Source organism: Hymenobacter oligotrophus, from assembly GCF_003574965.1.
In the GTDB taxonomy this organism is placed as follows: Bacteria; Bacteroidota; Bacteroidia; order Cytophagales; family Hymenobacteraceae; genus Solirubrum; species Solirubrum oligotrophum.
This window is the reverse complement of record NZ_CP032317.1, coordinates 3,230,856-3,247,101: the sequence shown is the minus strand read 5'-3', so window position 1 is coordinate 3,247,101 and position 16,246 is coordinate 3,230,856. Positions and strand designations below refer to the sequence as shown.

At 60.1% G+C, this 16,246-nt stretch carries 15 protein-coding genes and 1 tRNA gene; 6 read left to right on the top strand and 10 right to left on the bottom strand.

What is annotated here, in order from left to right; translation table 11 throughout:
- Positions 1-79 precede the first annotated feature (79 nt).
- Positions 80-1,858, bottom strand: coding sequence for an ABC transporter ATP-binding protein (locus D3Y59_RS13910; protein ID WP_119445591.1), 1,779 nt, complete (start codon positions 1,856-1,858; stop codon positions 80-82).
- A 146-nt stretch (positions 1,859-2,004) separates the two neighbouring features.
- Here D3Y59_RS13910 and D3Y59_RS13905 point away from each other — a divergent pair, with 146 nt between their 5' ends.
- Entirely contained in the window at positions 2,005-2,535 is a 531-nt protein-coding gene (locus D3Y59_RS13905; protein WP_119445590.1) for a hypothetical protein, read from the top strand.
- A 79-nt stretch (positions 2,536-2,614) separates the two neighbouring features.
- Here D3Y59_RS13905 and truA read toward each other — a convergent pair whose 3' ends face one another.
- The 3 genes from truA to D3Y59_RS13890 all read right to left on the bottom strand — a co-directional run bounded on the left by truA (position 2,615) and on the right by D3Y59_RS13890 (position 5,313).
- Positions 2,615-3,439 carry a tRNA pseudouridine(38-40) synthase TruA gene (truA, locus tag D3Y59_RS13900; RefSeq protein WP_119445589.1) on the bottom strand — a complete coding sequence of 275 codons (825 nt, stop codon included), beginning with the start codon at positions 3,437-3,439 and terminating at the stop codon, positions 2,615-2,617.
- Positions 3,440-3,538: 99 nt separating this feature from the next.
- Entirely contained in the window at positions 3,539-4,099 is a 561-nt protein-coding gene (locus D3Y59_RS13895) for a GNAT family N-acetyltransferase (RefSeq protein WP_119445588.1), read from the bottom strand.
- Positions 4,100-4,110: 11 nt separating this feature from the next.
- Positions 4,111-5,313 carry a thiolase family protein gene (locus D3Y59_RS13890; protein WP_119445587.1) on the bottom strand — a complete coding sequence of 401 codons (1,203 nt, stop codon included), beginning with the start codon at positions 5,311-5,313 and terminating at the stop codon, positions 4,111-4,113.
- A gap of 79 nt (positions 5,314-5,392) precedes the next feature.
- Here D3Y59_RS13890 and D3Y59_RS13885 point away from each other — a divergent pair, with 79 nt between their 5' ends.
- A complete protein-coding gene (locus tag D3Y59_RS13885) occupies positions 5,393-5,860 on the top strand; it encodes a DUF4293 domain-containing protein (RefSeq protein ID WP_119445586.1) in 468 nt (155 codons plus the stop codon).
- Positions 5,861-5,940: 80 nt separating this feature from the next.
- Here the strand turns inward: D3Y59_RS13885 and D3Y59_RS13880 are convergent, their stop codons facing one another.
- The 5 genes from D3Y59_RS13880 to D3Y59_RS13860 form a co-directional block, all read right to left on the bottom strand.
- The gene (locus D3Y59_RS13880) at positions 5,941-7,128 is read right to left on the bottom strand and encodes a DUF4476 domain-containing protein (RefSeq protein ID WP_119445585.1); all 1,188 of its coding nucleotides are present in this window, start codon (positions 7,126-7,128) and stop codon (positions 5,941-5,943) included.
- 345 nt (positions 7,129-7,473) lie between these two features.
- The gene (locus D3Y59_RS13875) at positions 7,474-9,462 is read right to left on the bottom strand and encodes an OmpA family protein (protein ID WP_119445584.1); all 1,989 of its coding nucleotides are present in this window, start codon (positions 9,460-9,462) and stop codon (positions 7,474-7,476) included.
- A 129-nt stretch (positions 9,463-9,591) separates the two neighbouring features.
- Complete coding sequence (locus tag D3Y59_RS13870; RefSeq protein ID WP_119445583.1) at positions 9,592-10,086, bottom strand: hypothetical protein; 495 nt, start codon at positions 10,084-10,086, stop codon at positions 9,592-9,594.
- Between the two features lie 151 nt (positions 10,087-10,237).
- Positions 10,238-11,092, bottom strand: coding sequence for a (Fe-S)-binding protein (locus tag D3Y59_RS13865; protein ID WP_119446483.1), 855 nt, complete (start codon positions 11,090-11,092; stop codon positions 10,238-10,240).
- Between the two features lie 147 nt (positions 11,093-11,239).
- Positions 11,240-12,595, bottom strand: coding sequence for a 4Fe-4S dicluster domain-containing protein (locus D3Y59_RS13860; protein ID WP_119445582.1), 1,356 nt, complete (start codon positions 12,593-12,595; stop codon positions 11,240-11,242).
- A 165-nt stretch (positions 12,596-12,760) separates the two neighbouring features.
- Between D3Y59_RS13860 and D3Y59_RS13855 the strand changes: the two genes are divergently transcribed.
- A tRNA-Phe gene (locus tag D3Y59_RS13855) sits at positions 12,761-12,833 on the top strand.
- A 212-nt stretch (positions 12,834-13,045) separates the two neighbouring features.
- Here the strand turns inward: D3Y59_RS13855 and D3Y59_RS18460 are convergent.
- Positions 13,046-14,185: a DnaJ domain-containing protein gene (locus D3Y59_RS18460; RefSeq protein WP_119445581.1), complete on the bottom strand. Its 1,140-nt coding sequence runs from the start codon at positions 14,183-14,185 to the stop codon at positions 13,046-13,048.
- 176 nt (positions 14,186-14,361) lie between these two features.
- On the opposite strand from D3Y59_RS18460, the gene D3Y59_RS13845 reads away from it, so the two are divergent.
- Genes D3Y59_RS13845 through D3Y59_RS13835 form a run of 3 tightly spaced genes read left to right on the top strand, consistent with a single transcriptional unit; the run spans position 14,362 to position 16,240 of the window.
- Complete coding sequence (locus D3Y59_RS13845; protein ID WP_119445580.1) at positions 14,362-14,730, top strand: phage holin family protein; 369 nt, start codon at positions 14,362-14,364, stop codon at positions 14,728-14,730.
- Positions 14,731-14,751: 21 nt separating this feature from the next.
- Complete coding sequence (locus tag D3Y59_RS13840; RefSeq protein WP_119445579.1) at positions 14,752-15,489, top strand: hypothetical protein; 738 nt, start codon at positions 14,752-14,754, stop codon at positions 15,487-15,489.
- Entirely contained in the window at positions 15,467-16,240 is a 774-nt protein-coding gene (locus D3Y59_RS13835) for a geranylgeranylglyceryl/heptaprenylglyceryl phosphate synthase (protein WP_119445578.1), read from the top strand. Before D3Y59_RS13840 ends, D3Y59_RS13835 begins: the two co-directional genes overlap by 23 nt.
- Positions 16,241-16,246: the final 6 nt, after the last annotated feature.

Here is a 16,246-nt window from a genome sequence, read left to right as displayed (position 1 = left end):
ATGAGCAATGAACAATGGGTAATTATCAGTGAGCAATTACCATGGAGTTGCTTGCTGGTAACTGCTCATTGATAATCGTTTATTGTTCACTGACTAAATACTGCATCTGATAAAGCTGGGCGTAGTACCCACCCAGGCGCAGCAACTCCTCGTGCGGGCCGCTTTCCTTTATTTCACCACGGTCGAGCACGATGATGCGGTCGGCTTTTTGAATGGTGCTGAGGCGGTGGGCAATTACCAGCGAGGTGCGGCCCTGCATCAGCTTTTCGATGGCGTCTTGAATCATCTCCTCGGTTTCGGAGTCGACCGACGAGGTAGCTTCGTCCAGGATGATGATGCGCGGGTCGTACACCAAAGCGCGCACGAAGCTGATGAGCTGCCGCTGGCCTACCGACAGCGTCGAGCCCCGCTCCATCACCTTATACTGCAGCCCACCGGGCAGGCGCTCAATAAACTTATCGGCCCCCACGAGCCGGGCCGAAGCCCACACTTGCTCCTCCGTGATGCTTTGGTCGCCTAGGGTAATGTTGTCCTGGATGGTGCCGTTGAACAGGAACACATCCTGCAACACGACTGCAATGTGGCGGCGCAAAGCCTTCAGGTCGTACTCGCGCAAGTCATGCCCATCCACACAAATTTCGCCGCGCTGAATGTCGTAGAAGCGCGATAGCAGGTTGATGATGCTGGTTTTACCGGCGCCGGTAGCGCCCACGAAAGCAATGGTTTGCCCGGCTTTTACCTCGAAGTTGATATCCTTAAGCACCCACTCGGGCTCATTATAGGCAAACCACACGTGGCGGAAATCAACCTCGCCGCGCAAGGTGGCGGGCTGGCGCGTGCCTTCGTTCGGGATAAACTCCTTGCTGTCGAGCAGCTTCAGCAAACGCTCGGTGCTCACTAGGCCCAGCTGCAGCGTATTGAAGCGGTCGGCAATTTGCCGAATGGGCCGGAAGAACAGCGAGTTGTACATGATGAAGGCAATGAGTGCCCCCTTCGAAATGGTGCCCTCAATCTGGCCCTGCGCGGCGTACCACACCAGCAAGCCCACGCCAATGGCACCTAGGACTTCGGCCACCGGGAAGTAAACCGAGTAGTACAACACCGAGCGAATGTTGGCGCGGGTGTGCTCCTGGTTCAGCTTCTCGAACTTGCGAAACTCGCGCTCCTCGTTGCCAAAAATCTGCACGATGCCCATGCCCGTGAGGTGCTCCTGCACGAAGGCGTTGAGGTTGGCCACGGCCGTGCGTACTTCCTGAAATGACTTTTTTACCTTCTCCTTGAACACGTACGTGCTCAGCAGCAGCGGCGGAATCACCGAGAGGCTCACCAACGTCAGACGCCAATCGATGTAAAACATGAAGGCCATGATGAACACCAACTGCAGGATGTCGCCAATCATGGCCGCCAAGCCTTCGCTGAACACGTCCGAGAGGGTTTCTACGTCGGAGATGTTGCGCGTTACCAGCACCCCAATGGGTGTGCGGTCGAAGAACTGCAGGCGCAGGTTGAGGATGTGTTGGTAAAGGTCGACGCGGATATCGCGCACGATGTACTGCCCCAACCAGCCGCCGTAGTAGGTTTGCAGATAGCTAACACCGGTGTGGGCCACGAGTATGCCTAGCAGCCAGGCAAACATGCGGTTCAGCCCGGGCCAGTCGCCGTTGCTGATCTGCACGTCCACCATTTGCTGAATGAGGAACGGGCGCACCGTACCCAGCACGGCCGTGGCAATGGTAAGGAAGATGAGCAGCGCAAAAGTGCCGCGGTACGGCCGGATGTACACCAGCAAGCGGCTGAGCACTTGCCAGTCGAAGATATTGCCAGCTTTGGCGGATGTAGCAGTAGCAGCAGACTCCACGGGCAGCGGGTGGGAATGAAAGGCTAGGAAAGAAACGTAGGCGGTAAACCGCCCAAGCAGGACGCAAGTTACACGACTAGCCTTCTAGCGGCATGCTTGGAGAATGATGACTAGATTTGTCATCTAAAGCACCACCTTCATTCTCTGTGATTTCCAAGGACACGTTGCGCAAGTTGAAGCTTGTGCATGATATGGTTCTGAGCTTGCCAATTGAACAAGAGCAATTCATTACCAGACTGGCATCCGCTACAGAACAACGCCCTTCCAGCCCTCGGTATTCAGCTGTTGAGGCTAATTACTCCTTTAACAGGGAATTTACCGGTAATGTTGGCCCCGACTGGTTTACCATTCGCCGCCGAGCCAGGTCATTCGAACGTAATAGTCTCACTCTGATAAAGGTCGAAGGAGCGGTTCTATCTGCAGAAGATGGATGCGTTGTGAAATTGGAGCTCAATGCCTTTCACCCTTTGTTCTATGCCCTTTACGGGATGCTGTTTATTTTCTATGCCTTTCTGGTGATTCAGGCACTCGATTCCAAGCCAACACTACTGTTGGTTGCCCTACTTCATGCCTCAATCTTCGTTGTGCTGCCTTACCTGCTGATGCGTCGACTTCTATCAAAAATGAAGCACTACTTAGAACGCGAGTTTTTCTTCCTGACAAGGCAAGCAAACTAACCAATTGTTAATCATTAGCTTGCCAATAATCATTTACAGATTGAATCTGTAGCCTCGCAAGCTTAGGACCGCCCCGTTGCTACTTCTGCTGCCAGTAAAACGGCTGCAAATCAGCGTCGGTGATGAAAAACGGCTTCTCGGCCGGCTCGTGCCCGGGCAGCAACGTTTCCGGCGGGTACTCCACGCGGCTCAGAAACAGCCCGTGCGCCGGCGCGGCACCGCTGGCGGCTATGCGCTCTTGGCGGTGCAATATCTCGGCGAATTGTGCGGGCGTAAGGCGGCCGCGGCCTACATCGAGCAAGGTGCCCACCACCAGCCGCACCATGCCGCGCACAAAACGGTTGGCCCGAATGAGGAACATCAGCCCGTGCGGCGTGGGGTGCCAGCCGGCCTCGTGCACCCAGCACACATAATGCGTCTCGGCGCCCTTGGTTTTCGAGAAGCTCGTAAAGTCGCGCTGACCTAGGAGGTACTGCGCGGCTTCGTTCATGGCTTCAACGTTCGGCGCTTTGTCGAGCCACAGGGCTTGGTCGCGCCGGAACGGGTCGCGGCGCAGCACCACGTGGTACTCGTAGGAACGCGCCACGGCCCCATAGCGGGCGTGGGCATCGGGCTGCACCGGGGTAACCGCGTACACCCCAATGTCGGGTGGCAAGGCGCGGTTGAGGCGATATACTAGCTGCTCCTCGTTAAGGTGCGCGGGCAGCTCGGCATCGAAGTGCGCCACCTGGTGGCTGGCGTGCACGCCGGCATCGGTGCGGCCGCTACCTAGGCTATACACCGGCTGCCGCAGCACCTGCGAAAGGCAGCGGTCCAGCTCTTGCTGTACGCTTAAGGCGTTGGGCTGCGTTTGCCAGCCGCAGTAGCGGGTGCCGTCGTAAGCGAGTTCGAGAAAGTAGCGCAAGGAGAAGGAAGAAGGAGGAATGAGGAAGGAAGATCAGAAGTTAAGCGGCTCGCGCGGGTAAGCAGACGGGAAACAAAGCAAATCCTCCTTCTTCATTTCTCATTCTTCCTTAACCAGAGCGTACAGCAAGCCATCCACGGTCCGTCCATCTTTGGTAATGCTCTTACGCAGGCGCGCTTCGAGCGTGAAACCGGCTTTTTCCAACACGCGCCCCGAGGCGGGATTGTACTCGAAAACACTCGCGTACAGGCGGCAGATGTCGAAGTTTGCCAAGGCATAGTCCGACAGCACCTTGGTAGCAGCCGAAGCAATGCCCCTACCCCAGTACGGCCGCCCCAGCCAGTAACCAATTTCGGCTTCGCGGCGGTTGATGTCGTCTTTGAACAACACGCTGATGCTGCCGGCGGCGGCACCGTCTACCTCAATGCACAAGTGTATGTCGGCAGCGCCTTCGGCTTGCACAAACCGCACGTACCACTCGGCATCGGCCAAGGAATACGGGTGCGGAAACCGGTCGCGCAGGTTCAGCCTAATGCCGCGGTCGTTGGCGTGGCGGGCCAAGGCGGGTGCATCGGCCGCTCCGAACGGACGCAAACGCGCCCCGGCTACCGGCAGTGGCAGCGTGGGCCGCAACAACTCGGTAGCAGGGGCGCTATGCATGCGGCAGGGCTTTAAAGCTTTTCGTAGATAACGGCAGCGCCCTGGCCTACGCCTACGCACATGGTGGCCAAACCGTAGCGCACACCTTCGCGGCGCTGCATTTCGTGCAGCAAGGTGGCCGTGATGCGGGCACCCGAAGCACCTAGGGGGTGGCCAATGGCAATGGAGCCGCCATTCACGTTGATTTTGCTCGGGTCGAGGTCTAGGTCGCGGCAGCAGGCAATTACCTGGGCAGCAAAGGCCTCGTTCAGCTCAATCAGGTCGAGGTCGTTTACCGTGAGGCCGGCGCGCTGCAGGGCTTTTTGGGTGGCCGGCACCGGGCCAACGCCCATAATGGCCGGATCGACCCCGGCTACGGCCGTGGATACCACACGGGCCAGCGGCTTCAGACCTAGGCGCTTTACCATCTCCTCGCTCACTACCATCGTGGCAGCGGCACCGTCGTTAATGCCCGACGAGTTACCGGCCGTAACCGAACCCTCGGTGGGGTTAAAGGCGGGCTTCAGCGTAGCCAGCTTTTCGAGCGAGGTGAGGCGCGGGTGTTCGTCGGTATCGAACATCACGGCCTCGGTTTTGGGCTGGGCCACAAACACGGGCACGATTTCGCGGCGGAAGCGGCCTTTTTCGAACGCGCGCTGGTATTTGCGCTGCGATTCAAACGCCCACTCGTCTTGCTCTTCGCGCGTGATGCCATACTTCTTGGCCACGTTCTCGGCGGTTTCGCCCATCGAGTACGGGTGGTGCATCTTGGCCAGCTTCGGGTTCACGAAGCGCCAGCCCAGGGTAGTATCGTGGGCGGTGAAGTCGCGGCCGAAAGCGGTTTCCGACTTCGCCATTACAAACGGCGCGCGGGTCATGCTCTCGGAGCCGCCGGCCAGGTACACGTCGCCGTCGCCGGAGCGCACGGCCCGCGTGGCGTCGATGATGCTCTGCAGGCCCGAGGCGCACAGGCGGTTTACCGTTACGCCGGCTACGCTGGCGGGCAGGCCCGCTAGCAGTCCGGCCATGCGGGCTACGTTGCGGTTGTCTTCGCCTGCCTGGTTGGCGGCGCCCATAATCACGTCTTCCACCAATTTCGGGTCGATGGTGTTGTTGCGGCGCAGCAGTTCGCGCAGTACTACGGCGGCCAGGTCGTCGGGGCGCACGGCGCTGAGCGCGCCACCAAATTTGCCAACGGGCGTACGCACCGCGTCGACGATATATGATTCAGGCATTGGATAAATGCGGGTTAGCGGAGTCTTTTGGCTACTTTTGCCGGCCTAACAAAGCCGGATTTAGCCCATAACCACAAAGATGATACAAAGAATCCAAAGCGTGTTTTTACTGTTGCTGGCCATCAGCATGGCTTGCGTGCTTTTCCTGCCCATCTGGTCGAAAACCGATCCGCAGACGCAGCAAACGCTGACCATGACGGCCACGCAGATTACCTCCAGCAACCCCAGCCAAGCTCCGGTGGGCACCTACGCCATTGCGGGCCTGGCGGCGGCTTCGGCGCTGGTAGCCCTCATCGAAATCTTACAGTACCGCAAGCGCATGACGCAGCTCATGCTTGGCTCGCTCAACCTCATGCTGATTGCGGCTACCCTAGGTGCCAGCTTCTACTACTCCTCCATCGGCGAGCGGATGCTGAACCTAAAGATGCCGGGCGAGTTCGAAGCGGGTTTTTACCTGCCCACGCTGGCGCTGCTGCTCAACCTGCTGGCCAACCGTTTCATCCGCCGCGACGAAAAGCTGGTGCGCTCGATGGACCGCCTGCGCTAATCGCGCCGCCTTCCGTAGCAACGCAACAGGCCCCGCAGCACGTGCTGCGGGGCCTGTTGCGTTGGGGCACTTAGGGCTGTTTAGCCGCGGCTGTCGGTCACGTACTGCTGCACTTCGCGCATGCTCAGGCTCGAGGTAAAAGCATCGGCAATGCGGTGGAAATTTTGCCGATCCGACACGTGCGAGTAGGCGTATTTGGCCAGCTCTACTTTGTAGCTGTCGAAGCTAATGCCCCCGAGCAAGCGGCGCAGGTCTTCGGCCCTGATGTCACTTTCGGCTAAGGTTTGCTTTGCCAGCTGCACCCGCTCCTCGTCGAACGAACGTGCCCGCAAGGCCTTTAGCAGCTGGTCTACATCCGAAGCGCCAAGCAAATGCCGGTAGCCAGGGTTGTAGCCGCCGCTTGGGTTGCCGGCCGCGGCAAATTCCTCCACGAAGCGCTGCAGCTCGCTTATGCTCGCGCGGAACGAAAATTGGTTGTAGATCTGGTAGAAGTTGTGCCGATCGGTGAGGCGCGGGTAGGCGTACTTGGCCAGCTTCACCTTGCCCTCGTCGAAACCAAAGCCGCTGAGCAGGCGCCCTAGGTCGTCGGTGCGCAGGTTGCTTTCGGCAATGGCCTGCTTGGCCAGTTGCACCTTTTCGTCGTCGAAGGAGCGGGCCCGGATGGCGCGCAGCAGTTCGTCGGCTTCTTGCGGGGTCATCAGGTGGCGGTAGTTGTTGCTGTAACCGCCGTTGCCGTAACCGCCGGGTACCGGCTCGTACGGGTCGCGGCCGTAGCCACCGTTGTTGCCGTAGCCATCGTCGTCGCGGCCGTACCAATCGTCGCGGGTGCCGGGCACGGGCCAGTTGCTGGGGCCGCTGTAGGGCGTGGGCTCGCACTGGTAGCCGTACTCGTAGGCCGGCTGCGGGCCGCGGCCATACCCGCCGGCCCAACCCGGCAGCGGCACTTCATCGAAGCGTTGCAGCACCGGCGGGTAGCCACGGCGCGTTACCAACACAAAGCGGGTTTCGCGGCCGGGCAGCAGCTGCACGCGGGTGCGGTAGTTGAGCACGCCGCCGTTGGCGGGCACCTGGAACTCGGCCCAGTGGTAGCCCGGCGCGAGACGCACAAAGCGCACTTGCGTGAGGCCGTAGCGGCTGCCAATGCGGTTGCCATCGAGGCGCAGCCGGAAAGGCAAGCCGCGCTCAGAGCGCACGGCCATGCCCGCCGGAATGGCCAGCGCTACTTGGGCCAGCAGCAGGCTCAGGCACAGGAGTAGGGTTCGTTTCATAGCTGAGAGAGGCAAATAGGCCGCGCCCTAGGTCGGAGCGACTGCTTGAGCCTAAGCCAACTTCTGTGCCAATTCAGCTGCTCGCGGCTCACATCATTATGTGCTGCCGAGCTTTTGCGCGTGCGCCTACCTAGGGCCTGAAACCAATTGGCCAAGGTGTAGCGCGGAAATCCGTTCCGCGACGCGCCCCGAAGGCGCGTATCCATCTGTTGCACAGAACCACATACGCGCCCATGGCGCGTCGCGGAACGGATTTCCGCGCTACATTTCTGTAATCTAGGGTCGCAAAAAAAGCCCCCGGCCGGTGGGCGCGGGGGCTTTTTTGTGTTGAGCTAAACCAGCGGGTTAGCGCCCGTTGATTTTGGTGACTTTGAACTCGGTGCGGCGGTTGCGCTGGTGCTCGGGCTCGGTTTTGGCCGTGCGGATAACCGGACGGGTTTCGCCGTAGCCACGGGCCGTAATGCGCGACTTATCAACGCCTTTCGAGATGATGTAGTCGACAGCCGATTGCGCGCGGCGCTGCGACAGATCCTGGTTAAAGGCGTCCTTGCCGCGGGCGTCGGTGTGCGAACTGAGCTCGATGGTAATGTCGGGGTTGTCCTGCAGGGTTTGCACAAGCTTATCCAGCTCCACGGCGGCATCGGGGCGGATGTTGGCCTTGTTGTAGTCGTAGAAAATGTTCTCGACCACAATGGCTTTGTTCACCACAATCTTGCTGAGCGTGAGCGTCACCGGAATGCTGATGTCGTTCATCTCGTTGGGCAGCTGGTCTTGCGGCGGCACCTTGCCCACGGTGGTTATGCTCTGGCGCGCCGAGAAATAACCCGGACGGTCGGCAAACAGCGTGTAGGCGGCCGAGGTATCGAGCTTGGTCTTGAAGGTGCCATCGGCCCCAACCTGCACCTCTTGCTTTTGGCCCCTGCTACCGCTGATGGTAACCGTTTCGTTGGCCAGCGGAGCAGTAGCACCGGTTTTGGTATCAAGCTCCTGCACCTTGCCCTCCACGTAAAAAGCAACCAGCTTCAGCGGCTTCTTCCGGAAGAAGTACAGGTCGTCGGAGCCTTTGCCGCCGGCGCGGTTCGAGGCAAACACGCCCACGTCTTTGCCCGTGAGGTAGGGCGCAAAGTCGTCGCCGGTGCTGTTGATGGGCGCGCCCATGTTCGTCACCTTGCTGTTCTTTTCCACCCGAAACAAATCGAGCTTGCCCAGGCCCGGGTGCCCGTCGGAAGAGAAATACAGCGTGCCATCGGGCGCCACGGCCGGGAAGTTCTCGTTGCCGGGCGTGTTGATTTGTTCGCCTAGGTTTTCGGGCGTTGCCCAGCGGTTGTTTTCACCTAGGGTCGATTTGTATAAGTCGTTGCCGCCTTGCCCGCCGGGGCGCGACGAGGCAAAGTACAGCGTACGGCCATCGGGCGAAAGCACCGGCGCAAAGTCGTCGGCGCGGCTGTTGTTGATGCCCCGGATGATTTCTGGTTCCGTCCAGGCCCCGCCGCGGAAGTACGAGGCGTACAAATCCACGCTCAGGTAGCCTTTCTTCGAGCCGTCGTTTGAGCGGGCGAAGATCATCATCTTGCCATCGGGCGAGAACGTGGGCGAGGCCTCGTGCGTGCCGGGCTTGTTGAACAGCGGCTTGCCCGTGTCCTTGGCCGCATCGGTACCGGCCACTGCGGCGCCTTTGGCTACCGTTTCGAACGGCACTACGGTGCCGCCCGTCATCTTCTCCACGTTATCAAACTTGATGGCGTACAGGTCGTTGAATCCTTCGCCGTTGCCTAGGTACTTTTTGCCGTCGCGGCCCGAGGCAAAGATCAGCTCTTTGGTATCGGGCTTGATGGTGGCGCTGAACTCGGCCGACGGCGTGTTGATCTGCTCAAGCGGCAGCACCTCGCTGTTGCTGCGCATGGCCACCAACTGCGATACAGCCTGCGCGTTTTGCACTTCCAACTCGGCGCGCGGTATCAGGTTGCGGTTGGTGCCGCTTTCGGCGTACTGCTTAAAGCGCGCGGCGGCGTCATCGTACTTGCCGTTGGCCTTCATGGCCAAGGCGTAGTAAAACGGCGCGTCGGCGTTTTTCAGCCCGCCGTCGAGGGCGGCTTTGTAATAATCTTCGGCCAGCTCAATGCGGTTCGAGAGGCGGTAGGCTTCCGCTATTTTGTGGTTGGCCGTGGCTACGTCTTTGCCGCGCGCTACATCCGCTTTGTACAGCTGAATGGCGGTTTCGTACTCGCCGCGCGAAAAACGTTTTTCGGCCTTGCTCATGTTGCCCGAGGCGGCGCAACCGCCAAGCAGGGCAACCGATCCGGCCGCAGCACAGACAACTAACAGGTTCCTCATGGGAAGTCGGAAGGGAAAGGTGGGGTACCGCCGGGGTGGCTGCGGCCCTAGGTCCGGGCCGCTTTCAACCCAACTTGGGCTAACAATAATACTAAGTTTACGAAGCAATCGGCCGCGGTGCAGCTTTTTCTAGGCCGCGCCGAAATACCGCGCCAGCCAAGTAGCCGAAGCGGGTGCGGGCCACCCTGCCTCTAACGCACCGCGTTGGCTTATGGTGTTGTCGAAGTACAAAGAATTCGGCTGCAGCGCGCCATCGGCCACGGCCTGCTTCAGGTCGCGGCGGTTGAAGAGCTGCACTTGCCCCTCCGGACCTAGGAAAGCCAGTTGTTCTTTGGCCAGCAACTGTAGGCCCAAGGCGGCTTCAAGCTCGCGCACAAAGCGTACCGAGGAATCGATCGAGCAGCCGCTGGCATCGGCCACGGCTTCGTCGAGGCCGATTACCAAAAACTGGCGGTGCCTGAATTCGGCCGAGGCACGCAGCTCGCGGCCGTGGCTTGTCCAGGCTTCCGAAAATTGCCGCAGCGCGGGCTGCACGGCCGCTAGTTCGGCCTCGGTAAGGGGGCGGCTGGCCTGGTAAATCCAGATGCGCGCCGACGGGGGAAGTTCGTGAAACGGAACGAACATAGCAGACAGGAAAGATCAGTACCGCCGGGCCTTGGCGGGCGGCTTGTGCCCGCCCTAGGTGCCTGCGGCTTACCCAAACAAAAGCCCGCGCCCCGGAGCAAAGTTCCGGCGGCGCGGGCCTCAAGTTAGGCAGGTTTTGCGGCTGCGGCGGTTAGGCGTTCAGGCCTTCGGCCGAGGCCACGAGTTCGGCCAGGTCGAACACCTGCACCGAGCTTTCGCGCTCTTTGTTTTTCACGCCGTCGCTCATCATCGTCATGCAGAAGGGGCAGCTCACCGCAATGATGCCGTTGCCGTTGCCCTTGGCGGGCGTGGCGCCGGCGTTGCCGCTTTCCACGCCGTACAGGTTTTCGAGCGCGGCCGCGTTGCCGTCGAGCGTGGCCAGGGCTTCTTCAGTTCGCTCAATGTTGATGTCTTTTTTGCCGGGCTCGGGCTCTTTCCACATTTGGGCACCGCCAGCGCCGCAGCACAGGCCGTTGGCTTTGCTGCGCTTCATTTCCACCAAGTCGGCATCGAGAGCGGCCAGCACGTCGCGCGGCGCTTCGTAAATGTCGTTGGCGCGGCCCAGGTAGCAGGAGTCGTGGAAGGTAATGCGGCGGCCCTTGTACGACTCACCGCCCTGCACTTTCACGCGGCCCTCGTTGATGAGCTGCTGCAGGAAAGTGCTGTGGTGAATCACCTCGTAGTTGCCGCCTAGGGCGGGGTACTCGTTCTTGATGGTATTGAAGCAGTGCGGACAGGCCGTCACAATCGTCTTGATAGCGTAGCCATCCAACGTAGTGATATTTTGCATGGCCTGCATCTGAAACAAGAACTCGTTGCCGGCGCGCTTGGCGGGGTCGCCGGTGCAGCTTTCTTCCATGCCTAACACGGCATACTTCACGCCTACGTGCTCCAGAATGCGCACAAAGGCACGGGTTACGCGCTTATACCGGTCGTCGAAGGCGCCGGCGCAGCCCACCCAAAACAACACTTCGGGCTGCTCGCCGCGGGCGGCGAGGTCGGCCATCAGGGGTACGTTTACTTGACGCTTGGCTACTTGCTCAGCCATTGTATTGAGTTGACAGTTGTCAGTTGTTAGTTGTCAGTGAATGCGTCAGCGCCAATCACCATTGTCTGTTTCTGACAACTGATAACCAGCAACTGACAACTCCTTTTATTTCTCGGCCACGTACAGTTCTTCGGCCCAGTTAAAGCGGTCGGAAGGCGAGAAAGCCCAGGGCGCGCCGTTGTTTTCAATGTTGCTAAACATCACGTTTAGCGAGTGCGGTGCCGCCGACTCCTCGAGCACCAGGTAGCGGCGCATCTCCACAATGCTGTCGAGCGGGTTAATGTTCACGGGGCAAGCTTCCACGCAGGCGTTGCAGGTGGTGCAAGCCCATAGCTCTTCGGGGGTTACTTTGCCACGCACCAACGAGCCGTCTTCGCTTTCGGCCCCGATTTCGCCGTTGTACTGGTTGGGCCGGAAAATCAGCGGCGACTCGTACTTTTCCTCAATCCGGTCGCGCGTGTCCATGATGATTTTGCGCGGCGAGAGGAGCTTGCCCGTAATGTTGGCGGGGCACACCGAGGTGCAGCGGCCGCACTCGGTGCAGGAGTAGGCGTTCAGCAGGTTCAGCCACGAGAGGTCGTCGGCATCCTTGGCGCCGAAGCGCTGCACCACGGGGTTGCCGTCGGCATCCACAGGCCCGGCGGGCACTTGGTAGCTCGGGTCCATCATGGCCTTTACCTCGTGCGTAATGCTGTCCACGTTCGAGAATTGGCCTTGCGGTACCAAACGCGTGTAGTACACGTTCGGGAAGGCCATGATGATGTGGAAGTGCTTCGACGAGGGCAGGTAGTTCAGGAAGGCCAGAATGCCCAAAATGTGCAGCCACCAGCCCACGCGCTCCAGCGCGTGCAGCGCGGTCACGTTTTCCGGGAACAGGCCCACCAACAGCGAGCTGATCGGGAACGAGCCGGGCAAGTCAACGCCCTCCAGTTGGTGCAGCTTTAGGTCGGCGGTGTTCATCGTGAACAAGGCCGTCATCAGCACAATCTCCACGTACAGAATGATGTTGCCATCGAGGCGAGGCCAGGCGCGCATTTCCACGCCGGCGCTCAGGCGGTGTACCTTCTGCACGTTGCGGCGCCACCACAAGGCCACCACCGCCACAATCACCAAGGCACCTAAGATTTCGTTGGTAGCCATCAGCACATCGTACACCGGGCCCATAAAGCTTAGCGCACGGTGCGTGCCGAAGATGCCGTCGATCATGATTTCGATGACTTCAACGTTGATGACCAAAAAGCCCACGTACACCACCAAGTGCAACAAGGCCGGCGTAATGCGCTTGAACATTTTCTGCTGGCCAAACGCGACGAGCAGGGTCTTGTTGATTCGCTCGCTCACGGAGCCGCCCATCACGCGGTCCTTACCCTTCAAGATGTTGGCGCGAATCTTTCGCACCTGCCACACAAACAGCCCTATCCCTAGCGCTGCCACGAGCAGAAAAAGAATTTGTTGAATCACAACTCAGCGAGATTTCGTTGTCGGCAAGATAGTAGGCATGCCTAATACTTTTGCTACGTGAGCAAAAGTAATCCGTTTCGGTGCAAAGATTTTTTTCAGCAGAAATATTGCATTGTAAAATCTGGTTCCTAGTTTTGCGCTCCATTCAGCCACATACTGGCACCTGGTGATGTAGCTCAGCTGGTAGAGCAAAGGACTGAAAATCCTTGTGTCGGCGGTTCGATTCCGTCCATCACCACTTCCAAAGCCTCCGAGAAATCGGAGGCTTTTTTCGTTACGGGCATTTCGCTTTCCGCACCGGCTTCTCCGGATAAACAGCCGGCGCTTGGCTGTACTTCAGCACCATGCATACAAAACAGGTATTGCCCAGCGCTGTTCGAGTTGCCGGTATGTTTTGCTTATGCTGTTGCTGATTGCGCGTACGCCGCTGCTTGGTTGGGCTGCTTATGCTTAGGGGCTGCAAGCGTTGCGGCGCGTGGCCTCCACGGCGGGCAGGTACCCTAGGTGCGCGCCCCGCCGGAAAAACTCGCAGGCCGCAGCTTTGCGGTTTTGCTTTTGCGCCACCCGCCCCAGCAAGAAATAGATCTGCCCGTTGTTGGGTTTCAGCAGCAGCACTTGCTGATAATCGGCCAGGGCAGCGGGGTAGTCGCCTAGCTTAAAGTAGGCCAAGCCGCGGTAGGTAAGCCACTTCACCGACGGCGAGTGGTTGCCGGCGCGTTGCCGCAGGCCAATGCTTAGGTCGCGGGCGGCGGCCGTAAACCGGCGCTGCTCAAACAACGACACCTCGCCGCGGGCCAGCCACGCATCGGTGAGGGCCGTGTCGAGGGCCAAGGCGCGGCTGAAACTGCGCACCGCCGCCCGGTGCTTGCCCAACTCGGTTTCGCATTGCCCCACGCGGTACAACAGTTCGGCCACCAGCAAGCGGTTGTCGGCTTGGCGCAAGGCGGCTCTGTAGTTGGCGTTGGCGGCAGCATAGTTGCGGTACACCAATTGCTCAATTTCGCCCCGCCGACGCAGGGCCCCAACGTGGTTTGGCTGCGCTTCCAGGGTTTCGCTTAGGAAGCTGTGTGCGGTGCCCCAGCGCCGCTGGGCATAGGCCTTCAGGCCCTGCTGGTAGTTGCTGCTGGCTGCCACGCGTTCCATCACGAATTTTACACCTAGGGCAAACAGCACAACCCCGAGCAGCAAGCCAATCACCAAGATATAATCCTTGCGGTTGAAGCGGGCTTTTTGGCGGCGTACGTAGTGCCGCTCGGCCGACGATGCCGGCCGGCGCGTGCGCAGTGGCTGGGGCGGCGGCATGGGCACGCCGTACACGTGCTGGGCCTGCGGCCGAAAGGCCTGCGCGCGGCGGGCTTCGTCGGCGCGCAACTTGGCCAAGTGCAGTTGGTGGTCGTAGCTGGCGCGGCGGGCCTGATCCGACAGCACTTTGTAGGCGGCCACCACGGCCTTGAAGTGCTCTTCGTGCACTTTGCTGCCCCCGTTGCGGTCGGGGTGGTAGCGCAAAGCCAGCTGCTTGTAGGCCTGCTTAATGTCGGCCAGCGTGGCCGTGGGCGCAAGGCCCAGCACCTGGTAGAGGGTTTGACTCACGATGGCAGACGAAGGGTTGTGGTAAAAATATAGGGAAGTTCAGACGCGCAACGGCCTTTTCCGTAGATACCCTCGACCTGCAGAACGACGACCTAGGGGTTGGAGTTCGGCGGGGCTTTCTACTTTCCCGTGTCTTCTCGATCCAAACCACTCACCTAAACAAACCTCGCCGCTGCATGGCTACCGACGACGACAAAACGCCCCGCAACGATTCGCTGATGGGCAACCTAATGGGCTACATCGACACGCGCATTGATTTGGTGCGCCTGGAGGTGCAAGAAAAAGTCAAGACGGCATTTGTCGGCACGGCCCAGGGCGTAACGCTCGGGCTGCTCGGGCTACTCTTTCTGGTATTCCTGAGCATCTTCGCGGGCCTGGCTCTCAACGATGCGCTGGATAGCCCGTTTTGGGGCTTTGGCATTGTGGCAGGCTTTTACTTGCTGCTGCTCATCGTATTTCTGGTGGGCGTAGGCAAGAAACTTTACCAAGGGCTAGCCGACAAAATGCTGAGCAATACCATTTACAAATCGGACAAGCGCCAATAACCCCCCAACCGTTTTAGCGCGATGAGCGAATTGCACAACCCGCTGTTCGACGACGAACGTGAATTTCTGGAGCGCCAGAAGCAGGAGTACGAACGTGCCCTTCTCGGCGACGTGGACCATATCAAGGAACGCACTACCCAAGTGGGTAAGTACGTAGCCATCGGGGCTGCCCTGCTGGGCGGCGTCTGGCTCGTGAGCAAAGTGCTAGGTGGCCGCGACGACGAAGACGACGAGGACCACGCCTCGCAGCGCCGTCGGAAAAAGCAAAAGGCCAAAAAAGTTAAGGGCGGCCGGCGCAAAGCGCAACTCGTGGCCCACTCCGACGACTACCACTTTGGCTCGTCGGGCCTGAGCCCCCGCGCCCAATTGGCCCCGCCGGTGTACCACGCCACCGCTGCCTCCGATGCCGACCCTTTCCCGGCTTTCGATACCACGGAGCCCTACGCGGCAGGCCTGCCGGCCGTGGCAGCGCCGGCGTACCAGGCGCCCCGCGGCGGCTACCGCGCGCAACCCAAGCCCGCCGAGCAAGGTTCGATGGTATTGGATACGCTGCGGGCCCTGGCCGAATCCGACACAGGCAAAATGCTGATCGGGCAGGTTTCGGGCGTGCTCATCGCAATGCTCACGCGCAAGGTGAACGAGTGGATGGAAATGAACAAAAATTCGGACCTTGCAGCTTCGGCCACTGAGCCCGAAACCAAGGACATCGACTTTGTCATCCACCACGACGACGCGCATGCGCCTGACCCCACTGCATGATGCCCTGCGCCACCGCTGCTCCCGCGGCCAGAAATCTCTGGCCGTGCTGCTCGACCCCGACGACCTCGACGAGGCCGGCACGCGGCGTATTCTGGCGCTAAGCAACACGCATCCCGTTGATTACTTCTTCGTAGGGGGCAGCCTGGTGACTTCGCAGCACCAGGCTGCCCTTATTCGCTTGCTGAAGGCGCACTCGCAGGTGCCCGTGGTGCTGTTCCCGAGCAACAGCCTGCACATCGATGCGCAAGCCGATGCCATTCTGCTACTCTCGCTGATTTCGGGCCGCAACCCCGATTTCCTGATCGGCCAGCACGTAGTAGCCGCGCCGCTGCTGCGCGCCAGCCAGCTCGAGATTTTACCCACCGGCTACATGCTCGTCGATTCGGGCCGGCAAACCACGGCCAGCTACATGAGCGGCACCACGCCCCTGCCCCACGACAAGCCCACCATTGCGGCCTGCACGGCCATGGCGGGCGAGCAATTGGGCCTAGGTCTCATTTACCTCGATGGCGGCAGCGGGGCCTTGCACCCCGTGTCGCCGGCCATGATTCGGGCTGTGCGCCAGGCCGTGGCGTTGCCCATTGTGGTGGGTGGCGGTATCAGCACAGCCGAGAAAGCCCATACCGCCTTAGCTGCCGGCGCCGATGTCATTGTCATCGGCAACCAGATTGAGCGCGACCCGGAGTTCTTGGGCGAAGTGTCGCGCGTGGTGCACTCCTACAACGCGGTACTCGACGCCACGCTTAACTAAACCACC

Bases quoted from the DNA above. Each gene is read 5' to 3' on its own strand.
- D3Y59_RS13895 (WP_119445588.1), bottom strand. From the start codon at position 4,099: ATGCATAGCGCCCCTGCTACCGAGTTGTTGCGGCCCACGCTGCCACTG.
- D3Y59_RS13890 (WP_119445587.1), bottom strand. From the start codon at position 5,313: ATGCCTGAATCATATATCGTCGACGCGGTGCGTACGCCCGTTGGCAAA.
- D3Y59_RS13885 (WP_119445586.1), top strand. From the start codon at position 5,393: ATGATACAAAGAATCCAAAGCGTGTTTTTACTGTTGCTGGCCATCAGC.
- D3Y59_RS13880 (WP_119445585.1), bottom strand. From the start codon at position 7,128: ATGAAACGAACCCTACTCCTGTGCCTGAGCCTGCTGCTGGCCCAAGTA.
- D3Y59_RS13875 (WP_119445584.1), bottom strand. From the start codon at position 9,462: ATGAGGAACCTGTTAGTTGTCTGTGCTGCGGCCGGATCGGTTGCCCTG.
- D3Y59_RS13870 (WP_119445583.1), bottom strand. From the start codon at position 10,086: ATGTTCGTTCCGTTTCACGAACTTCCCCCGTCGGCGCGCATCTGGATT.
- D3Y59_RS13865 (WP_119446483.1), bottom strand. From the start codon at position 11,092: ATGGCCGACCTCGCCGCCCGCGGCGAGCAGCCCGAAGTGTTGTTTTGG.
- D3Y59_RS13845 (WP_119445580.1), top strand. From the start codon at position 14,362: ATGGCTACCGACGACGACAAAACGCCCCGCAACGATTCGCTGATGGGC.
- D3Y59_RS13840 (WP_119445579.1), top strand. From the start codon at position 14,752: ATGAGCGAATTGCACAACCCGCTGTTCGACGACGAACGTGAATTTCTG.
- D3Y59_RS13835 (WP_119445578.1), top strand. From the start codon at position 15,467: ATGCGCCTGACCCCACTGCATGATGCCCTGCGCCACCGCTGCTCCCGC.